This window comes from Devosia sp. BK, assembly GCF_032907385.1.
Taxonomy (GTDB): domain Bacteria; phylum Pseudomonadota; class Alphaproteobacteria; order Rhizobiales; family Devosiaceae; genus Devosia.
In genome coordinates this window covers 1-19,471 of the sequence record NZ_JAIMBX010000002.1, presented here as the reverse complement: position 1 = coordinate 19,471, position 19,471 = coordinate 1, and the positions used below count along the sequence as shown (strand labels likewise).

13 protein-coding genes and 1 rRNA gene are annotated in these 19,471 nt (G+C 61.2%); 8 read left to right on the top strand and 6 right to left on the bottom strand.

The window, feature by feature from the left end:
- Position 1 precedes the first annotated feature (1 nt).
- The 3 genes from DevBK_RS11950 to DevBK_RS11940 are packed head-to-tail and all read right to left on the bottom strand — an operon-like array spanning position 2 to position 3,435.
- Positions 2 to 841 (bottom strand): ABC transporter permease, encoded by an 840-nt coding sequence (locus DevBK_RS11950; protein ID WP_317185626.1) that lies wholly within the window; start codon positions 839 to 841, stop codon positions 2 to 4.
- Positions 838 to 1,782: an ABC transporter permease gene (locus DevBK_RS11945; protein ID WP_317185625.1), complete on the bottom strand. Its 945-nt coding sequence runs from the start codon at positions 1,780 to 1,782 to the stop codon at positions 838 to 840. The genes DevBK_RS11950 and DevBK_RS11945 overlap by 4 nt, the downstream gene beginning before the upstream one ends.
- A gap of 54 nt (positions 1,783 to 1,836) precedes the next feature.
- Positions 1,837 to 3,435, bottom strand: coding sequence for a TIGR04028 family ABC transporter substrate-binding protein (locus DevBK_RS11940; RefSeq protein WP_410494080.1), 1,599 nt, complete (start codon positions 3,433 to 3,435; stop codon positions 1,837 to 1,839).
- A 422-nt stretch (positions 3,436 to 3,857) separates the two neighbouring features.
- Between DevBK_RS11940 and DevBK_RS11935 the strand changes: the two genes are divergently transcribed.
- Both DevBK_RS11935 and DevBK_RS11930 read left to right on the top strand, forming a co-directional pair.
- Positions 3,858 to 7,142 (top strand): DEAD/DEAH box helicase, encoded by a 3,285-nt coding sequence (locus DevBK_RS11935; protein ID WP_317185624.1) that lies wholly within the window; start codon positions 3,858 to 3,860, stop codon positions 7,140 to 7,142.
- 166 nt (positions 7,143 to 7,308) lie between these two features.
- Positions 7,309 to 9,075, top strand: a complete 1,767-nt coding sequence (locus DevBK_RS11930; protein ID WP_061908122.1) for an SLC13 family permease — start codon at positions 7,309 to 7,311, stop codon at positions 9,073 to 9,075.
- Between the two features lie 97 nt (positions 9,076 to 9,172).
- Here DevBK_RS11930 and DevBK_RS11925 read toward each other — a convergent pair whose 3' ends face one another.
- Positions 9,173 to 9,319 carry a lmo0937 family membrane protein gene (locus DevBK_RS11925; protein WP_156351884.1) on the bottom strand — a complete coding sequence of 49 codons (147 nt, stop codon included), beginning with the start codon at positions 9,317 to 9,319 and terminating at the stop codon, positions 9,173 to 9,175.
- Between the two features lie 93 nt (positions 9,320 to 9,412).
- On the opposite strand from DevBK_RS11925, the gene DevBK_RS11920 reads away from it, so the two are divergent.
- From DevBK_RS11920 to DevBK_RS11910, 3 genes are all read left to right on the top strand, one after another.
- Positions 9,413 to 10,057 (top strand): DUF1345 domain-containing protein, encoded by a 645-nt coding sequence (locus tag DevBK_RS11920; RefSeq protein WP_317186102.1) that lies wholly within the window; start codon positions 9,413 to 9,415, stop codon positions 10,055 to 10,057.
- Positions 10,058 to 10,152: 95 nt separating this feature from the next.
- Positions 10,153 to 11,382 carry a peptidase T gene (pepT, locus tag DevBK_RS11915; RefSeq protein ID WP_317185623.1) on the top strand — a complete coding sequence of 410 codons (1,230 nt, stop codon included), beginning with the start codon at positions 10,153 to 10,155 and terminating at the stop codon, positions 11,380 to 11,382.
- 41 nt (positions 11,383 to 11,423) lie between these two features.
- Positions 11,424 to 12,758, top strand: coding sequence for a hypothetical protein (locus tag DevBK_RS11910; protein WP_317185622.1), 1,335 nt, complete (start codon positions 11,424 to 11,426; stop codon positions 12,756 to 12,758).
- 153 nt (positions 12,759 to 12,911) lie between these two features.
- On the opposite strand, the gene DevBK_RS11905 is transcribed toward DevBK_RS11910, so the two are convergent.
- Complete coding sequence (locus DevBK_RS11905) at positions 12,912 to 13,229, bottom strand: GIY-YIG nuclease family protein (protein ID WP_317185621.1); 318 nt, start codon at positions 13,227 to 13,229, stop codon at positions 12,912 to 12,914.
- Positions 13,230 to 13,462: 233 nt separating this feature from the next.
- On the opposite strand from DevBK_RS11905, the gene clpB reads away from it, so the two are divergent.
- On the top strand, positions 13,463 to 16,078 hold the full coding sequence (clpB, locus tag DevBK_RS11900) for an ATP-dependent chaperone ClpB (RefSeq protein ID WP_317185620.1): 2,616 nt from the start codon (positions 13,463 to 13,465) through the stop codon (positions 16,076 to 16,078).
- 127 nt (positions 16,079 to 16,205) lie between these two features.
- Positions 16,206 to 16,547 (top strand): VOC family protein, encoded by a 342-nt coding sequence (locus DevBK_RS11895; protein ID WP_317185619.1) that lies wholly within the window; start codon positions 16,206 to 16,208, stop codon positions 16,545 to 16,547.
- A 20-nt stretch (positions 16,548 to 16,567) separates the two neighbouring features.
- On the opposite strand, the gene DevBK_RS11890 is transcribed toward DevBK_RS11895, so the two are convergent.
- Positions 16,568 to 18,541: a M23 family metallopeptidase gene (locus DevBK_RS11890; RefSeq protein WP_317185618.1), complete on the bottom strand. Its 1,974-nt coding sequence runs from the start codon at positions 18,539 to 18,541 to the stop codon at positions 16,568 to 16,570.
- 859 nt (positions 18,542 to 19,400) lie between these two features.
- Between DevBK_RS11890 and DevBK_RS11885 the strand changes: the two genes are divergently transcribed.
- Positions 19,401 to 19,471, top strand: a 16S ribosomal RNA gene (locus DevBK_RS11885); the annotation flags it as partial.

Sequence of the window (19,471 nt, the reverse complement as noted above, 5' to 3'; positions counted from 1 at the left end):
TTCATGATGATCTCCGCAGCGATTGGCTGATGCGATTGGCGGCAAGCACGACGAGAATGACGGCAAGGCCCGGAAAGGTCGTCAGCCAACAGGCGGCGGTGAGATATTTGCGGCCTTCCGAAATCAGAAGCCCCCATTCCGGGGTCGGCGGCGGCGCGCCATAGCCGAGAAATCCGAGGGTCGAAATCGCGAGGATGGCGCTGCCGAACTGGAGCGCGGCATAGGCGATGACCGTGCCGAGCGAGTTGGGCAGGACATGGCGCCACAGCACGGCGGCAAAGCGCCCTCCGCTGCCGAAGGCCGCTTCGACATAATCGGCCTGGCGCACGCGGATGACTTCGGAGCGCATCAGCCGGGCAAAGCCGGCAACGATGGTGACGCCTACGGCAACGGCGACATTGACCGTGCCGAAGCCCAAAATGATGATGATCGAGAGCTGCAGCAAAAGCCCGGGCACGGACAGGAGAACATCGACGATCCGCATGATGGCGATGTCGAGCTTGCCGCCCACTGAACCGGCGACGAGGCCCAGCGCGGTGCCGCCGAAAAAGCCGACCGCGACGGCGACGATGGCGCCGGCGAGCGAATTGGCGGCGCCATAGATGATACGCGCGAGGACATCGCGGCCGATTTCGTCGGTGCCGAACCAGTGGGCGGCGTCGGGCGCCTTGAGCTGATTGCCGGCGATGCCGACCGTGCCGCTATGGGGCGTGAAGAGACCGGGGGCCAAGGCCCAGGCGAGCACGACCGCGACGATGGCCCAGGAGAGAACCAGCGTCGGATCAAAGCGCGGAATGCGGCGCGATGGCGCGCGGGCGCCAAAGAGATCGAGCGTCGTCATGCGAGGGCTCCCACTGTTCTTTTGAGACGCGGATCGATGAGGGGCGCGGCGAGATCGACCAGAAGATTGATGAGAATGAAGCCACCGGCGGCGAGGATGACGATGGCCTGAAGGACGGCGGTATCCTGGTTGCTCACCGCCTGTTCGGTAATACGGCCGAGGCCGTTGATGCCGAAGACGGTTTCGGTGACGACGGCGCCGGCCAGCAATTCGCCGAAGAGGAGGCCGGCAATGGTCAAGACCGGCAAAAGTGCGTTGCGCAGCACATGGCGCCAGAGCACGCCTTTGCGCGTCGCGCCCTTGGCCCGGGCCACCGCAACGAAGGGCTGAGCTTCCACCTCGTCGAGGCTGCGGATGAGGATCTGCGCCAGCGGCGCCGCAATGGGCAAAGCCAGAGTCAGCACCGGCAGGATCAGCGCCTGGAATTCATTGGGATTGATGATAGGCACCAGCCGCAGCCGGAAGGAAAAAATCTGGATCAGCATGATGCCGAGCCAGAAGACCGGCACCGAGATCATCAGCGCCGGCAAGGAGGCGAGGGCGTTGCGCAGCCAGCGGAATGGCGCGAGGGTCGAGGCAAATGCAATGGCGAAGGCCAGCACAATGGCGATGAAGAGCGCGAGGCTCGCGAGCCGCAGGGTTGGCGGCAGATTGGTGGCAAGGAGCGTATTGACCGGCACGCCGGCCTGGATGGAATAGCCGAAACTGCCTTGGAGGAAATTCCAAAGCGTATTGCCATACTGCGCCCAAATCGGTGCATCGGCGCCATAGAGCACGCGGATTTCTGCGATCTGCTCGGGTGTCAGACCCATTTCCGGGTTCTGGTATTTGATCAGGATGGCGTCGCCCGGCAGCGCCTGCAGCAGCAGGAAGGACGCCGTGAACGCGAGGAGCAGCACCACCAGGGCCTGTCCGATGCGGGAAACGATCGCTTGAGTCATCGCCAACTCCTGAAATAGGGAGGCGCCCCGATGGCGGGGCGCCCTGGTTTGGGATCAGCGCGGGGAAAGCCACGTGTTGTAAAAGCTCGGGCGGGCGACGGCGTCGAAGGTGACGTCGTGGACATAGGGCGCACCGGCAAAGACCTGCGGCTCTTCAAAGATCGGGATCACATAGGCCTGGTCGAGGAGGTAGGCCTGAACATCGGCCGTGAGCTTGAGGCGCTTGTCGCTATCGGGCTCCGAGGCGATGGAAAGAAGGAGCTTGTTGAGCTCAGGATCTTCCCAGGTCGCATTGGGGTTGGTGCCGCCCTTTTGCAAAAGCGAGTCGCGATTGGTCGGATAGAAATTCGACTTGATCACATCGGGATCGGCACGACCGACCATGGCTGGACGAAGCGGGGTCTTCAGCGGGTCGAGATTATCCGTCGTTGCGCTGCCGCTATCGCCGGCCAGCACGTTGAGCTTGACACCGACCTGAGCCCATTGCTGGCTGAGAAGCTGGAGCGTCGCGCGGTTTTGCGGCTGGGGCAGGGACTCATAGATATTGAGTTCGAGCTTTTGCCCGTCCTTTTCGCGGATGCCATCGGCGCCGGGAACCCAACCGGCCTCATCGAGCAGCGCCTTGGCGCGGTCCTGATCGAAAGCCAGCTTGTCAGAGAGATCGACATAGCCCGAAGCGGTCGAAGCGATCACCGACGTGGCGCGCGGATAGTGGCTCGAAAAAAGCGTCGAGACGATCTCTTCGCTATTGGTCGCGGCGGTCAGCGCCTGACGCACTTTTAGATCGGCGACGAGCGGATTTTCGGGACGGAAGGAGACGTTGTTGTTGACCCCACGGGTGGGCGCGGAGAGGATTTCATAGCCTTGCTGCTCCACCTGCGCCTCGTCATAGGCCTGGATCTGGCGGATGACATCGGCCTGTCCGGCGAGCAGTGCCCCAATGCGGACGCTGTCTTCCGGCGTCACGACATATTGGATGGCATCGAGATAGGCTCGTCCCTGATGCGCAAGGCTCTCCGGCCCCCAGGCATAATCCTCGCGCGCTTTGAGGTTGAGGCTCTGGCCGAGCACTTCGCTTTCGACAACGAAGGGGCCGGAGCCGATAATCTTGGTCGCATCGCCCAGTTCGTTATAGGGCTGATCGAGGACACTCGGGGCCACAAGGCCCGAACCAATAACCGATGTCGCCTGGAGGAAGCCGGGAGCTGGCGCCTTGAAGACGAACTTGATGGTCAGCGGGTCGATGACTTCGCTGTGGTCATAGTTGTTGATCGCTTCGGCGACCGGATAACCCAGCTCCTTGTTGCCGAGACCGAAGGTGTCGAAGTTCTTGGCGACGGCTTCGGCATCGAGCGGGGTGCCATCGGAGAAGGTCACGCCATCGCGCAGCTTGAAGGTATATTCGGTCGCGTCGGCATTGATCTCCCAGCTTTGTGCAATCCAGGGCTCGTTCTTGAGCGTCTCGGGGTTCTGCCAGGTCAGCTTGTCGGTGATCTGATTGAGAATGCCGCTATTGGGATAAAAGCCGCCGGCCGGGGGATAGAGATTGGTGTGGGCCTGCTGCTCGAGATAAACGAGCGTGCCGCCCTGCACAGGGGTTTCCTGAGCCAGAACCGCACTGGCCGATACCGAGGACAAAAGCGCCCCGACCACCAGAAGGCGACTGAATTTTCCGCTGACGCGCGCGAACAATGACACGGTGTGACCCTTTTCTTCGTGGGCCGCCCTGCAGCCCTAACCGGAGCAAAGCCTATCCCGAGGGCGTCACAAATCAACAATGTCTATGAAACTGGTAGTCTAATATCCCGCGGCGGCGTAGCAGTTTTTGCCCGGAGGGTTGTCCGTTTGAAAATCCGCGCGTTTCGGCACGCATGAGCGCGCCTAAAAGAGGGCCGGACATGAAACCCGTGATATGCGCGAGCGCACCTCGACCGCTCCATCGGAACCATGGGGGACGGCGGGTATTGGAGGACACATGGAGTCCTCACGCATGTCTGTCTTATCGTATTCGCGCTTTATCGGCCTGTTGCTGCCGGTAGCGGTGGTTTCTTCCTGCGCAGATGAGGGACTGGCCCGTGGCTAGTCAGAACGACCCGGCGCTTGTCTCGCCTCTTCTGCCATCGGGCCTTCCCAACCAGCAAAACGGCGACAGCCGGGCGGCAACACAACCTACGGCTGCAGCGGTCGGGTTTCGGCTCGCGCAGTTGTGGACGCATAGCGGGGGCGACCTCTGTTATGTCGCTTCGAGCGAGCGGCGGAGCGAGGAAACAGCGCGGGCGCTGGCCGGCTTTGCCCCTGGGGCTGATGTGCTTCATCTGCAGCCCTGGGATTGCCTGCCCTATGATCGCGCCCGGCCATCGAGCGAAAGCATGGGGCGGCGGATGGCAAGCCTGCGGCGCATGACCGAACCGGCCAAAACCGGTCGGATCGTCGTCACCTCGCCTCAGGCGGTGGTGCAGAAACTGCCGCCGCGCAAAATTGTCGACGAGGCGCTGCTTACCCTGATGCGGGGAGAGCTGCTTGATCGCGAGGCTTTTGAGCGCTTCGTGTTGCGTACGGGCTATGTGATCGACGATCGCGTGGACGAGCCCGGCGAGATCGCCATTCGCGGCAATGTAGTGGAAGTGTTTCCGGCCGATGCCGATGCGCCGATCCGGATTACGGACGCTGAAGACGGCACGATCGAAACGATGACGCGCTATGATCCGCGCAGCCAGCGCTCGCTCGAGGAAATCGAGACGCTGCAGCTTGGTCCCGCGTCGGAATGGATTGCGGAGGACGCCGACACGGTCGATGTCGATGAGCATCGCCTCGGCGAGCGCTATGACAAGCTTGAGACGCTGTTCGATTATCTCCCCAAGGGGCGGATGGTCGTTTCGCCCATGGCTCACGAGAATATCGCGGCGATCCACGAACAGATCGCCGAAGCCTATTCCACAGCGTGCGATTTCGGGGAAGCGAGAAAAGCCCGACCGGTCGACGAGCTTTATCTCGATGCAAAGGCTTGGGATGCGGCTTGCGCCAAGACCGAAGAGTTGGATGTCGATCTCGACGAGCTCGAGACAGTGCCGGACTTTTCGGCGGTGCGCAGCCCGGGCGGGAGCCTTAGCGCTTTCATCAAGGAGCAGTTGGCGCTCAAGCGGCAGGTGATCGTCTGCGGAACGCCGGGCGAGCAACAGCCCCTCCGCAAAATCCTGCGGCGGCAGAGCGTCGACGTTTCGGATCTGGGTGCCGGGCTCGGTGCCTTGGATGGATCGGCTGGCGTCTATATGGCGCCATTCGATCTCGACGAGGGATTTGTCGATGCGCGTGCCGGTCTGGTCGTCATCGCGGCAGCCGATGTGCTGGGGAGCCGATTGAATGCAACCCAATCGGCGCAGCAATTGCTGGCGCCGGTCGAATTGCGGGTGGGCGATGTCGTCGTCCATGAAGACCATGGCGTCGGCATTCTCCGCGATCTGACCCAAGTCGAAGTCGATGGCGTTGCCCAGGATACGATCCGGCTTGAATATCATGGCGATGCGTCGCTGCTGGTGCCGGTCGAGGATTTCAGCAAGCTATGGCGCTATGGTGCCGAGCCCGATGCGGTGACGCTCGATCGGCTCAATACCGATGCCTGGTTCAAGAAGCGCGCCAGCGTCAGTGCCGAGATCGATGAAGCCGCCGCGCGTTTGGCCGAACTTGCCGAAGCGCGGCTCAAGGCCGAAGCGCCGGTGTTGCGGCCGCCAAAGGCCGCCTATCAACGCCTTGCCACGCGCTTCCCCTATGCCGAAACGCCCGATCAGGCAGCGGCGATTGCCGCGGTGCTGGAGGATCTCGGCTCAGGCCGGCGGATGAACCGTCTCGTCTGTGGCGATGTCGGCTTTGGCAAGACCGAGGTGGCGCTACGGGCTGCGGCTGCAGCGGCGCTGGCCGGCAAGCAGGTGGCCGTCGTTGCACCAACGACGGTGCTGGCGCGACAGCACCTTCATAGTTTCGAGCGCCGCTTTGCGGGCACCGAGATAACCATCGGTCACCTCTCGCGTCTCAATTCGGCGGCCGAGAACAAGGCCGTGAAGGCGCAGTTGGAGAGTGGTGAAATCCGCATCGTGGTTGCGACGCACGCCATTGTTGCGGACGATGTGAGCCTGCCCGAACTGGGTCTCGTCATCCTCGACGAGGAGCAGCGGTTTGGCGCCAAGATCAAGCGCCAGCTGCAGGAGATGACCGAAGCCGTTCATATGCTCTCGATGAGCGCGACGCCCATTCCCCGCACATTGCAGGCGGCGATGGTGGGATTGCAGGACGCGAGCATTATCGCGACACCACCAGCGCGGCGGCGGCCGATCAGGACGTTCCTGGTGCCATTCGATGCGGCATCGGCGCGGACGGCACTGCTGCGCGAGAAGCGCCGCAATGGGCAAAGTTTCGTCGTCGTGCCGCGCATCGAAGACATCGCTAAGGTCGCCGAGGAACTGGCGCGCATCGTGCCCGATCTCAGCGTCGTCGTGGCGCATGGCGAACTGCCGGCAAAGGAGATCGATACCGCGCTTCTCGGCTTTGCCAATGGCGAGGGCGATGTGCTGCTCGCGACCAATATCATCGAAAGTGGCCTTGATGTGCCGCGGGCCAATACGATGCTTATCTGGCGGGCGGATCGCTTTGGACTGGCGCAATTGCATCAATTGCGGGGCCGGGTGGGGCGCGGACGAGCGCAGGGCGTGGCCTATCTCTATACCGCGCCCGAAGAGGAGATTGCCGAAGCAACGCGGGCGCGACTCTCGACGCTAGAAGCCTTTGACCGGTTGGGTGCCGGGTTCGAGATCAGCGCGCGCGATCTCGAATTGCGCGGGGCGGGGGATCTTCTGGGTGAGGATCAGGCCGGACACCTGCACCTGATTGGGGCCAGCCTTTATCAGCAACTTCTGGAAGGGGCGCTGCGTCGGGCCAAGGGCGAGGAAACCGAGAAGCGGCGTTCGGCAAAGCTGAACCTTGGCGCATCGGGCAGTATCCCGATCGACTACGTGCCCGAGGCCGTGCTGCGCATCAATCTCTATGCCCGGTTGCAGCGATTTTCGCGGCCAGAAGAGGTGGATGATTTCGCGGATGAACTGGAAGACCGGTTTGGCGATCGCCCACCCGAGGTCGAGATGTTGCTAGACCACGCGCGCTTTGGCCTCAAGGCGGCGGCGCTTGGTGTGGCCCAGATCGATGCCGGTCCTCGCGCCATCGCGTTCACGCCGGCAGATAAGGCCGTTGGCAAAAGACTGGCTTCAAACAAGCGGCTGGAGCAGGCAGGCGAGCGGCTGGTCCATAAGCTTGACGAGGGCGCGGAGCCCCTGGCTGAGCTTTCGATCCTGCTCGATGAAATTCCGGCGTGATCGACTCAGCGGCTTGTTCACGGGAGCAGGGGTAAGAGCGCTGTTGCTGCGATCTATGTAAGCGATGCTTGCATCAGGCAATTGTTTACGACGCGCGAAAAATTGCTGCCTGGCTTCGACTTATCGCCAGGTTGGGCCGTTGCCCAAATCTGGGGGAGTACACTGAATGACCACGCCGCAAATTTTCGCGTTCGGCATCATTTTCTTCATGATGGTCGCCTTCGTCTGGGGCCGATGGCGCTATGATCTGGTCGCCGTCGGGGCGCTTCTGGCGGCAGTTGCAGCGGGGATCGTTGCGCCCGAGGATGCGTTCACCGGCCTTTCCGACGATATCGTCGTGATCGTCGGTAGCGCCCTTGTCGTCAGCGCCGCAGTGGCGCGCTCGGGCGTCATGGAAGTTGCCGTCCGGCGCTTTGCGCCCAATCTGCGGACGCCGCGCGCGCAACTGGTGGTTCTAGTGCTGACAGTCACTCTGCTGTCTGCGTTCATCAAGAATATCGGTGCGCTGGCGATCATGATGCCGATCGCCTTTCAGATGGCGCGAAAATCTGGTGTGTCGCCGTCTCTGTTTCTAATGCCGATGTCCTTTGGTGCGCTGCTCGGCGGTCTGATGACGCAGATCGGTACCTCCCCAAATGTCATCGTCTCCCGCGTGCGCGAGGAACTGACAGGTACTCCGTTTACGATGTTCGATTTCACGCCCGTCGGCGCGTCGCTGGCTTTAGTGGGTGTGGTGTTCCTGGCGCTTTGCTATCGACTTCTGCCCGAGCGCAGCCAGGTCAAAAGCTCGCTCGATCAGGCCATTTCCATCAAGAACTATACGACCGAAGTCCGCGTGCCGGCCGATTCGCCCAGCATCGGGGAAACCGTGGGCGCGGTGCAGCGCCTTGGCGGTGGCCAGGCGATGATCACCGGTATCATCGCGGCGAACGGCAAGCGCCGCCTGCCGCTGCCCGATTCTCTTGTCCATGAAGGCGAACTGCTGATCGTCGAGGGCGAGCCCGATGCACTCGACAGGATCGTCTCGCAGGGAAAGCTCGCCTTTTCCGAAAGGCGCGACCATGCCGTGTCTGCGAGGGAAGTCGGGGTGGTCGAGGCCGTTGTGGGCGATAGTTCGTCGCTGGTCGGCCGCACCGCCAAGGAATTGGCACTGTTCGACGCTGAAGGTCTCAACCTCCTCGCCGTTGCGCGTCGCGATAAACGCCTGACCGAGCGCCTGGGCGAGATCCGCTTTAATGTTGGCGACGTCCTCGTGCTGCAGGGCGATCTCGACACGCTGCCGGGACGGTTGCGCGATTGGGACTGTTTGCCCCTCGTCGAGCGTAACCTGACCATTGGCAGCATCCGCAATGGCCTCATTCCGGTCCTGATCCTCATTCTTGCCATGGGTAGCACGGCGCTTGGCCTTGTTTCAGTCCCGATCGCGTTTTTTGCCGCCGCTGTTTTCATGGTTGCGACCCGTACCGTGCCGCTGCGTGATGTCTATACCCATATCGACGCGCCAATCCTGATCATGCTGGCAGCGCTGATCCCGGTCAGCGACTCGCTGCGCACCACCGGGGCAACGGACCTGATTGCCAATTGGCTGTCCTCGACGGCGTCGGTGCTGCCGGCCTATGGGGCGCTTGCGCTCATTCTGGTCGTCGCGATGGCTGTGACGCCGTTCCTCAACAATGCCGCGACCGTGCTGGTGATGGCGCCGATCGCAGCGACCTTTGCGGCCGATCTCGGATATCAGCCTGAGGCCTTCTTGATGGCTGTGGCAATTGGCGCGGGCTCAGATTTCCTCACGCCCATCGGTCACCAGTGCAATACGCTGGTGATGGGGCCGGGCGGCTATCGGTTCGGCGATTATTGGCGATTGGGCTTGCCGCTGTCCCTGTTGGTGATCCTTGTCTCGGTGCCCATGCTCTTGCTAGTCTGGGCGCTCTAGACAGAGCCTAGGACAGCACAAAAAGCTGGGTGCGGATCGCGCCCAGCCTCTGCAGCATGTTGATATCCAAACTTAACTGATCAGGCTTTGTGCGGCGTTAGACGCTGCGTCGGCCGGTGAAGAGCTTGAAGAGGACGACGATCACGGCGATCACGAGGAGAAGGTGGATCAGCGCACCAGCGACCTTGAAGGCGAGCCCGACGGCCCATAGTCCGAGCAGAATGATCGCAATTATCCAAAGCATCTGGGTCTCCGTCCTGTTTCGCATCAGATCATAGCTAATGTAGAAGACATCGGGACGTTCCAATTGGCTGGAACAGAACCGGGGCCCTTGTCGATGCGCGTGATCGGTCTTCTTCGTGCCTATGTCGCGCCGCCTTCATTCATTGCCTTTGCGGTGGCGCTCGTCGTCGTCGTTTCGGGAGCGCTGCTGGCTGGGGTCCCGATTTCGGAATCGCTGCTGTTCGGCTTCGACGCGGCCTGTGTGGTGTTCCTGCTCTACCTCTTGCGGCTTCGCGGCCATGACGCGCTCGACATGCGCCGGAGCGCTGCGGCAAACGACACCAACCGCACGGGCCTATTGGCGATTACCATCGTCATTCTGCTTGTGGTGCTTGTTTCCATCGGGACCCTGGTGGGGGACAAGAGCAGCGCTGCAGGCGAAATTCCGCTTGTCCTCGTGACGCTGGCGCTCGCCTGGCTCTTCGCCAATGTCGTCTTCGGGCTCCATTATGCCCACCTCTATTATGGGCAGGCCGATGGCTCCGATCGCGGCGGGCTCGATTTCCCCAAGGTCGACACGCCCGACTATTGGGACTTTTTCTATTTCAGTTTCACGCTTGGCATGACCTTCCAGACCTCCGATGTCAGCATCGAGAGCGGCAGTTTCAGGCGCGTCGTGCTGATCCACACCATGGCGGCGTTCGCCTTCAACATCGGCATTCTCGCCTATGCCATCAATATTTTGGGCGGGCAGACGTGAGATTTTGGGTGGACAGATAGGCTCTGCCCGGGTGTGCCTCAGGCCTCCGCCGCGTTATGCTGAAGCAATGTCGTTTTTATCTGCCGGATAGACCCATGACCGATACCGTTCTCGATCGCTTCCTCCGCTATGTCGTTATCGATACGCAATCCGACGCGGATTCGCCGAGCCAGCCATCTACGGAAAAGCAGAAGGATCTGGGGCGGGTTCTGGTCGAGGAACTGCTCGCGATCGGGCTCAGCGACGCGCATATGGACCAGCATGGCTATGTCTATGCGACGGTGCCGGCCAATACCGACAAGGACGTTCCCGTCATCTGCTTCTGCTCGCATATGGACACGGCGCCCGATTTTTCGGGGACCGGGGTGCAGCCCAAAATCGTGAGCAATTATCAGGGCGGGGATATCACGCTCGGCAATTCGGGGCGGGTCATCAAGGTCGCCGAGCATCCTGAACTCAAGAACCAGATCGGCAATGATCTGGTGACGACCGATGGCACGACCCTTCTCGGGGCCGACGACAAGGCTGGCCTCGCTGAGATCGTGACAGCGGCCGAGATTCTGCTCGAGGACACATCGATCCGGCACGGCACGATAAAACTGCTGTTCACGCCGGACGAGGAAATCGGGCGCGGGGTGGATAAGGCTGATCTCGAAAAACTCGGCGCGCGCTTTGCCTATACGATGGACGGCAGCACGGCCGGGCATGTCGAGGACGAAAGCTTTTCGGCCGATGGGCTGACGCTCGAAATCACCGGCGTTGCCATTCATCCCGGCTATGCCAAGGACCGGATGGAAAACTCCATCAAGATCGCCGGCGCGATCCTCGCGCGGCTGCCACGCGATGTATCGCCCGAGGGGACCGAAGGCCGCGATGGTTTCGTGCATCCGACCGAAATCACCGGGTCGATGGAAAAGGCCGTGATCAAGATGATCATCCGCGATTTCACCGAGGAAGGTCTTCGGCAAAAGCGCGACATGGTCGATGATCTCGCCCGGTCGGTACTCGCCGATTTCCCCGGCTCGCGCTATGCGATCACGACCCATGAGCAATATCGCAACATGAAACAGGTGCTCGACCAGCACCCTGAAATCATCGAAAACGCCGCCGAGGCGATCCGCCGGGCCGGGATGACCCCGGTGCAAAAATCGATCCGCGGCGGCACGGATGGCTCGCGCCTGTCGTTCATGGGCCTGCCGACCGCCAATATCTTTGCCGGCGGCCACGCCTTCCACTCGCCGCTCGAATGGGTGAGCCAGCAGGATATGGAACGGGCGGTGCAGACCATCGTCGAATTGGCCAAGGTCTGGGAAGAGCGGGCCTGAGCCTGCCTCAAAATCGTCGGATGCTTTGCTAGGGTTGCGGCATGGAAAAAACCGCAACCTCATCCCTTCTCAAGGCGCCGCTGCATCAATTCGAGGCCAAGGATTGGCCCGAGTGGTATGAAGGTGTCGCGGCGCTCGTCGAGAGCGACGATGCCGAAACGCGGGCGGCAGCCATCGAGCGGCTCTCCATGGCCGTGTTCTGGTCGGAACATGCGCAAGTGTTCGATGAGAGTGAAGCGGCAACGGCCGCCAAGCTTGAGCGGGCGCGGTGGCTGCTTGGCCTTGTCGACAGGCAGGCAGAGCGGCACGACGATGTCGTCGCGTTTTTCCTCCATGAGCTGCGATACAAAGGCGATAGCGAGCCCTATCCGCAGGTCATTCTGCCGTGGTTGCGGAAGCTGCTGTCGCATAGCGCGGGGCCGCTGGCAGAGCGGGTCGAGGGCCTGATTGTGCTGATTGGCGGGATTGCGGATTGGGATGGCAAGTGCCTGCCCGAAATTCTCGACCATCCATCGGATCATGTGCGGGCTTGCGCTGCCCATGTGTTGGGGCGGATGGGGGCGGGTGAGTCGCAGGACGCGGACGGGCCCTATTTCGATTCTGATTTCATTGCGGCGCTGACGGCACGGGAACTCGAGCGGCCGGGGATTGCCGGGCCTTATTGGTCGTCGACAGGATTTTTGCAGTCCGATTTCGACAATCTCGGCTTTGAGCCGCTTGAGTGGATGCTCGGCATCATCGAGCGGCGGCAGGGGCCGGAGCCGCAGGACCTGCCATTCAACGGCATCGATTTTCACGTGCATGAACTGGCGGGTGATCATCCCGGTGCGGTGCGCCGGCTCTGGCGCGCGAGACGGAGCGATCTTGCCGCGATGGCGGCAACGGAAATCCGCGCCGTGGTGCCGGGCATGGAGGCGGTGCTGTTCGAACTGGGCGATGACGCCGAAGCAGAGATTGCCGTGGCGGCGCAACTGCATCTGGCCGCTTACTATGGCGTGCTGCACCCGAAAGCTGACTCGGCGCGCATTCGATATGTGCCGGAGTGGCGGAAGGGTGTGGACGCGTTTGTGATCCACTATGGCGAACTGGGGTCGTCGCGGGGATCGGCAATATTTTATCCGAAAGGGCGTGTGGTGCTCGATGACGCGGAGGCATGGGCGGCGGTGGATGCCGCGCTGCCCACGGCTGAGCGCGGCGCAATTGGGCGGCATTATCTGGCGGCATATGACGCGGCGCCGGGGCCATATCAGATGGGCGCAGATATGCTCTACAGTTTTGAGAACGGCGCGCGGGCCGAGTTGATTGGGCGGCGGGATGGGGACGGGTGGATCCGGGTCGATGTGTCGCCGGGGCGTGGGGGCCACCTATTGATCTAAAATATCGGGGCACACCCTCGTGGTTCGAGGCTACGCTTCGCTTCGCACCTCACCATGAGGGTTACTGGGAGGTTTGGGGTTGGCTGACTTCCCGGAGCCCTCATGGTGAGGTGCCCCGGGCTTGACCCGGGGCCTCGAACCACGGGGGCGGGTTCACCGATGCTTGCGGCTCGCGAGCGCTGGGAGGCCTTCGTAGTCGTAGCGAATGAGGGCTTCTTTCTTGCGGCGGCTCCAGCCTTTGATCTGACGCTCGCGGTCGATGGCGTCGACGATCCGCTCATAGGTTTCGATGAACACCAGTTCGACCGGACGGCGGGTCTGGGTATAGCCGGGGTTTGAACCGGCATTGTGTTCATCGACGCGGTCTTCGATGTCGCGCTTGGTGAGCCCGGTATAGTAGGAGCCATCGGAGCAGCGGAGGATGTATACGGTGACTTCCAATCTGGCTCCCCTATTGCGGTGGCACACCATCGTGGTTCGAGGCTGCGCTTCGCTTCGCGCCTCACCATGAGGGTTACTGATAGATCCTCACCATACCTCGGCGGTTTCGCAAGTCGCCCACCATTGCCGCCCCAAAAATCCTTCCCATATATCTCTTCGATGATGCAGCGCGCCGGGTTTTTCGGGCGTTTCATCACCGACGCTTCCGTCGTCATGCCGGTGCCTCTTGGGGGCTGGGTGGCGAGCAAGACTTGGAGAGTTGAATGAATATCGAAAAATACACCGAGCGCTCGCGCGGCTTTATCCAGAGCGCGCAGACCACGGCGCTGGGCAAGGGCCACCAGCAGTTTGCGCCGGTCCATCTGTTAAAAGTGCTGCTCGACGATGACCAGGGCTTGGCCTCGGGTCTGATCGAACGCGCCGGGGGCGACGCTAAGGCTGCGCGCGCTGGCGTCGAGGCGGCGCTCAACAAGATTCCAAAAGTTTCAGGCGATGCTGCGCAATTGTCGCTGAGCCGTGACTTGGCGCGCGTGTTCGACACCGCAGAAAGCGCCGCAAAGAAAGCCGGAGATAGCTTTGTCACGGCCGAACGATTGCTGCTGGCCATGGTTGTCGAAAAAGACACCGATGCCGGGCGCATTCTGGCCGCTGCCGGCGTGACGCCGCAGGGCATCAACACCGCGATCGAAGAAATCCGCAAGGGCCGCACGGCTGACTCGGCATCGGCTGAGAACGCCTATGATGCGCTCAAGAAATATGCCCGCGACCTGACCCAGGATGTGCGCGAAGGCAAGCTCGACCCGGTTATCGGCCGCGACGAAGAAATCCGCCGCACCATTCAGGTGCTGAGCCGCCGCACCAAGAACAATCCGGTGCTGATCGGTGAACCCGGCGTCGGCAAGACGGCGATCGCCGAAGGTCTGGCCATCCGCATCGTCAATGGCGATGTGCCGGAATCGCTCAAGAACAAAAGCTTGCTGTCGCTCGACATGGGCGCGCTGATTGCCGGCGCGAAGTATCGCGGCGAGTTTGAAGAGCGCTTGAAGTCTGTGCTGTCGGAAGTGCAGTCGGCCGAGGGGCAGATCATTCTCTTCATCGACGAAATGCATACGCTTGTCGGCGCAGGCAAGGCGGATGGGGCGATGGATGCGTCCAATCTCCTTAAACCTGCACTGGCGCGCGGTGAGCTCCACTGCGTCGGCGCGACGACGCTCGATGAATATCGCAAGCATGTCGAAAAAGATCCGGCACTGGCCCGGCGCTTCCAGCCGGTCTTCGTGTCCGAGCCGACCGTCGAAGATACGATCTCGATCCTACGCGGGCTCAAGGAAAAGTACGAACTGCACCACGGCATTCGCATTGCCGACTCGGCGCTCGTAAGTGCGGCGACGCTCAGCAACCGCTATATTACCGACCGCTTCCTGCCCGACAAAGCCATCGACCTGATGGACGAGGCGGCAGCGCGGCTGCGCATGGCGGTGGATTCGAAGCCCGAGGCGCTCGACGAGCTTGATCGGCGCATCATGCAGCTCAAAATCGAGCGCGAGGCGCTCAAGAAGGAAAGCGACGACGGCTCGCGCACGCGGCTCGACCGGCTCGAACAGGATCTGTCCGGGCTCGAAGAACAGGCGCAGGCACTGTCCTCAAAGTGGCTTGCGGAAAAAGAACGTCTGCAGGGATCGACCAAGCTCAAGGAAGAGCTCGATGCCGCGCGTTCCCAGCTCGAAATCGCGCAGCGGCAGGGGGACCTGGCGCGCGCGGGCGAGCTTGCCTATGGCGTCATTCCCGATCTCGAAAAGCGGCTGAAAACGGCGGACGACCCGAATGGCGATGGCAAGCCCGATCCGGTTATGGCCAAGGAAACTGTCGAGCCGACCGATATCGCCCAGGTGGTGTCGCGCTGGACGGGCATTCCGGTCGACCGGATGATGGAAGGCGAACGCGAAAAGCTCCTCCACATGGAGACCTCGCTTGGCGCGCGCGTCATCGGGCAGTCCGAAGCCGTGGCGGCGGTGGCAAAGGCCGTACGCCGGTCGCGTGCCGGCTTGCAGGATCCGAACCGGCCGATCGGCTCGTTCATGTTCCTCGGACCAACCGGGGTCGGCAAAACCGAGCTGACCAAGGCTTTGGCGCAGTTCCTCTTTGACGACGAGACCGCCATGGTGCGGCTCGATATGTCCGAGTTCATGGAAAAGCACTCCGTCGCTCGACTGATCGGCGCCCCTCCGGGCTATGTCGGCTATGACGAAGGCGGCGTGCTAACCGAAGCCGTGCGGCGTCGGCCCTATCAGGTGATCCTTTTCGACGAGATCGAAAAGGCGCATCCCGATGTGTTCAATGTTCTCCTCCAGGTGCTCGACGATGGGCGGCTGACGGACGGGCAGGGGCGTACGGTCGATTTCCGCAACGCGGTCATCATCCTCACCTCCAATATCGGCGCGGAATATCTCGTCGATCTCAAGGATGGGGAATCGGTGGAGCTCGTGCGGGGCAAGGTGCTCGACATGGTCAAGGCGTCGTTCCGGCCTGAGTTCTTGAACCGGATCGACGAAATCCTGCTATTCCATCGCCTTGGGCGCGAACACATGGGTTCCATTGTCGATATCCAGTTCGGCCGGCTCGAAAAGCTTCTGCACGATCGGGACATCACGCTTGAACTCACCGCCAAGGCGCGGGAGTGGCTGGCGAACGAAGGCTACGATCCCGCTTATGGCGCGCGTCCGCTTAAGCGCGTCATCCAGCGCGCCGTGCAGGACGAGTTGGCCGAGGCGATCCTTTCGGGCAAGGTCTCGGATGGATCGCGGGTCATCGTCGATGCCGGGGATGAGGGGATCGTTCTCCTTCCTGGCGGCGATGCGGAACAAGATGCAGCGGCGTAGTCACCACAGCTGACGGAGAGGGCCGATCGCACGATCGGCCCTTTTCTTTTCGTGGAATATGCGTCGAATTCTGCTTGAACCGGATAGGTGTTGTGGTTAGAACAAAATAAGAACATCGGGGGCAGCCATGACAGACAAAATCGACTATATCGAATTTCCTTCGACCGACCGGGCCGCAACGAGCGGCTTCTTTCGCGCGGCCTTCGGTTGGGGCGCGACAAGCTATGGGCCGGACTATGATGCGATCGATAATGCGGGGATCGATGGTGGTGTCGATCAGGCACCTGACAAGGTTGGCGCGACGATGGCCATCGTGCGGACCGAGGATATCGACGCTGCCGAGCGTCGAGTGATCGCCGCCGGCGGCGTCATCACCAAGGCGCAGTTCGATTTTCCGGGCGGACGCCGTTTCCACTTCCGCGAGCCCGGCGGCAATGAATTGGCGGTGTGGATCGCCCGGGCCGAATAGGGACCCTGGCGAAAACCCGCCTAGTCGGAATGAGCGGCGGAGGCGACCTTGGTCGGCGTGCCTTCACGGGAGAGGAGATCGTCGATCTGGGCCATGGCCTGCTTGAAGCTGTCGCGATATTGCGCCGCCAGCACATTGTCCTTGGGGAGTTTCACGCTCAGCGGATCGACGAGATTGCCATTGATGTGCATCTCGAAGTGGAGGTGCGGACCGGTCGATTGGCCGGTCGAGCCGACATAGCCGATCACCTGGCCCTGGCGGACCTTTGAGCCCACGCCAAGCCCGTCGACGAAACGCGAGAGGTGGCCATAGGCGGTTTCGTAGCCATTGACGTGCTTGATTTCGATCTTGTTGCCGTAGCCCGACTGCCAGCGGTAATATTCGATCGTGCCATCGCCCGCGGCATAAATCGGCGTGCCAGTGCGGGCCGCAAGATCGACGCCGGTGTGCAGTTTGCGCGTGTGGAAGATCGGATGGATGCGATAGCCGAAGCGCGAGCGAAGCGTGCCGCCGCCTTCGAGCGGACGGCGATTGAGGAAGCGCTTGCCGGTTTCGCCGTCGGGATCATAAAAATCGACCGTGCCGTCGGCGGTTGCGAACCGATAAAGCTGGCGCTTGGTGCCCGATAGGGTGAGCGACACATAGAGAAGCTCGGGCTTGGCGTCCGGCGTGTCCTGGGTTTCGAGGATCTCGATCGTGTCACCGGCCGCGATGCGCTTGTTCATGTCGACGTCGTAGGCGAACATGCCGATAATCCGCTCGATCGTATCGTCGCTCAGATCATGCTTGCGGCCGGTTTCCCAGATCGAGCGATAGACCGTGGGCAGATTGCCGACATTGATCTGCTCGATATCTTCTTGCGGGAAATCCACCCAGTCCGGCTGGAGGCCGACGACATATTGGCCATTGTCGCTGAGGGCGACGGTCGCGATATGTGGATCGCCCGGCGTGCCCTCCGGCCGATAGATCGACATGCGATAGGGCACGAGACTATTGGCGTCGCTGGTCAGGGGACCATAGAGAATCCGAAGGCGGATGCCGGCGGGGAGACCGCCTGCCGGAATAAGATTGGAAAGCGTCGCCTCGACCATCGACACCTGCGCGGCGGTGAAGCCGTTGCGGGTCAATGTATCGGCAAGCGGGCCAAGTTCGCGCACAGTCATGAAGCGTTCGGTGCGGCCGGGGCCATTGGCGGCAGCGACCGTAGTCTTGGGAACGACGGTGACATTTTCCGCAACGCCATTGGGCGTCGTGCCAGTGCCCTGGTTCGTCAGGTCTTCAAGGCTCGGCCCAAGCGCGGCATAGGCCAGGGTCGGCGGCGCGTCTTCCGTATAGAAGGTGGCGTCGGCACTGCCGCGGACGAAATCGGCGGCGACCTGATCGGAAATGTCGGTCTTTGGGACATAGCTCAGCGGCATGTCGGCGGTTTTCACCGCGACTTCGCCATCGACATCGGTGCCATAAACGTCGGCGTTGAGATCGAGCGCCACGGCCTGCAGCGGCTGGGTGGCATTCAATATAGCGACGGGATCATAAGAGGGCGCATCGGCCGAGAGATTTGTCGCCGTCGTTGCAAGCGTCGCGCGCAGACGGATGAAGGGCTGATTGCGCAACATTTCGCGGCCATCGACAACCTGGCGCACCGACGCTTCGATGGTTTCGAGATCCGAGCGGGTTTCGGCAACAGGACGGACGCGCGATGATTTGGCGGTGATATCGCTCGAAAGGGTCTGGCTCAGCCGCGGGGCTGCGAGCTGTAATGCCTTATAGGCGGTAGAGAAGGTATCCTGACCCTGGAAAGAGACATAGAGTGCCGCGCCCATAAGAAGGACGCTGGTCAAACCGGTCATCACCGTGCCGCTCAACCAGGCAAAGCTCAATTCCCGTCCTTGGGGAATTTCACCATCGGTCGATTGCATCGTCAGGGCCGGGCCTTCTTCAAACCCGCTGGCGCGCAACAGGGAAGCATGGCGATTTCTTTGCGCAGCGTTCAACGCGCCGTCCTTCGCTTATAAACTGGTCTTCCCCCAAGGGGCCGTGCGTCGGCCGCTCCTTTATATACGCGCAACCTAAGGAGACGGGAGGCCGATTACAATGGCCGTCATATCCTGCGAAAATGCGGCGAAAGCGGGGAGTGAGTTTTGAGGGTCGATCACGCTGCCGTTTAGGGACCAGAAACCACGAACAGACCGTAACGCCTGAAATCTCTGGTGGTTCAGTCGAGTTTTCCACACAGCCGATCCCAGCCAATTTGGAAAATGTCGTTTTTGTCACGATGAGGGGTTTACAGAAAAAAGGACCGCCCCTATAACCCGGTCATCGCTTGAGACCGCGGCGCCGCAAGACGCCAACGACGAAAGCCAAGTTGCTGAAAACGAACGAAAATTCGGACATTAAGCAACTCTCGGAAATTCGGTTCTGCTGAAATTTCGAAAAAAGCGATTGACAGTGAAAAAGAACTTCACTAGAAACCGCGACGCTGACGACGCGAATGACTTTAGTTGTTCCCACTGATTAGCGCAATCTGACAGGGCAGGCTGGCTGCCGGGCAACCGGAACGCGGGTTTGTTTTGTTGGTAGAAATGCGAGGCGGTTGCCTCACCGACGTTCGGCCCTTGGGGTGTGAAGGTCAGCTCTTTGACATTGTGAAGAAAAGAAGAAAGAGAAACGTGGACGGCGAGGTTCTTGCGAACTGAAGCTGGAAGCAATTCCGGTGGAAGTTGTTACAAGACTTTCGATGGGTGCACGTTTCCTAAGAGGTACATATACCTTGTCGCAGTTTTCGGATTGCAGACAAATAAGGTGTGTGTCCTCGTCAAACGCAAATGTGCATTCAGCGACCATGTCATGATTAAACTTGAGAGTTTGATCCTGGCTCAGAACGAACGCTGGCGGCAGGCTTAACACATGCAAGTCGAACGCCC